Raw genomic sequence first — 1,264 nt, 5'->3', positions numbered from 1 at the left:
TGACGTGGTCAACTAAATTCAGTCACCCTAGTTAAGAAACCATATCTAATGTTTCGGTTCGTTCTTCAAAGTCATTTGGGCTTTGATAATTTAAGTACGAATGTAAGCGACGACTGTTGTACCACATGCAGATGTAATTCATTACATCCTGTTGAGCTTCATAACGCGTTGGGTAATTTTTCCAATGCACGCGCTCTTGCTTCAAACTACCGAAGAAACTTTCTGCAACAGCATTATCCCAGCAACAACCTTTCTTACTCATGCTACCAATGAAGTCGTTTGACTTGAGCAATCTACGATATTGGTGGCTTGCATATTGAACCCCTTGATCTGAATGGATAATTAACCCTGCTTTGGGTTGGCGTTGCCACATCGCCATAGTCAGTGCGTCACAGACAAGCTGCGCTTTCATTCGTGAGCCCATGCTCCAACCAACGACTTTACGCGAATATAAATCAATCACTACCGCCAGATATAACCAACCTTCTGCAGTCCAAACATAAGTGATATCTTGTACCCAAGCTTGATCAGCGGCTTCAACGTTGAAGTTTTGCTCAAGTACATTGGGATAAATAGGCTTGTTATGGTCACTATTCGTTGTTACTTTGTATTTCTTTTTATAACGCACCCAGACATTTGCCTCTTTCATTAACTGTGCTGTTTTGTGACGGCTCACCGGAAAACCGAGTGCATTTAAGACTTTCTGAATACGCCTTTCACCGTAAGTATTATCACTGAAGTGCGCTATGTCCTTGACCCAATCAATCATTTCTTGATGTGTTGGATCCTCTGATTTAGTTGAATATCGCTTTTGATAACTATAGTAATTGTTACTTTTTACACCCAGTATTCGGCACATTACCGCCACAGGCCAGGTCTTCTTGTATTGGGTTATGAACGAGTATTTCACTTCGTTTCTTTGGCAAAGAAGACCGTCGCTTTTTTTAATATTTCACGCTCCATTTCTAGGCGTTTCACTTGCGCTTTTAGCTCTCTGATCTCTTCTTGCTCAGGGGTTAAATTACCATTCCCTCTAAAAGCCTGCCCATCATCATTTTCAGCTTCTTTTATCCACCGACCAAGCATGTTGGGATTTACCCCTAAATTTCTAGAGGCTTCTGCTTGAGAGTAGTTTTGCTCAACAACTAATGCGATGGCATCAAGTTTAAATTCTTTGGAATACTTTTTACGTTTTGTCATTATCGATCTCCAGTTAAGTTGATTATCTCTTAACTTGGGTAGTCGAATCCATTAAACCACGTCA

Annotated in this window: 1 protein-coding gene; it reads right to left on the bottom strand. The window is 40.7% G+C overall.

Annotation, left to right across the window (positions count from 1 at the left end; all coding sequences use genetic code 11):
• Window positions 1-31 precede the first annotated feature (31 nt).
• A protein-coding gene (locus tag H5058_RS18090) for an IS3 family transposase (protein ID WP_370626159.1) occupies window positions 32-1,200 on the bottom strand; the annotation gives its coding sequence in 2 pieces (ribosomal slippage) (window positions 32-954 and window positions 954-1,200; 1,170 coding nt in all).
• Between the last annotated feature and the right edge of the window lie 64 nt (window positions 1,201-1,264).

It is taken from the genome of Pseudoalteromonas sp. SR45-4 (assembly GCF_014163535.1).
Classification (GTDB): Bacteria; Pseudomonadota; Gammaproteobacteria; order Enterobacterales; family Alteromonadaceae; genus Pseudoalteromonas; species Pseudoalteromonas nigrifaciens.
The sequence above is the reverse complement of the archived record's forward strand: the minus strand, read 5'-3'. Positions and strand labels throughout refer to the sequence as shown.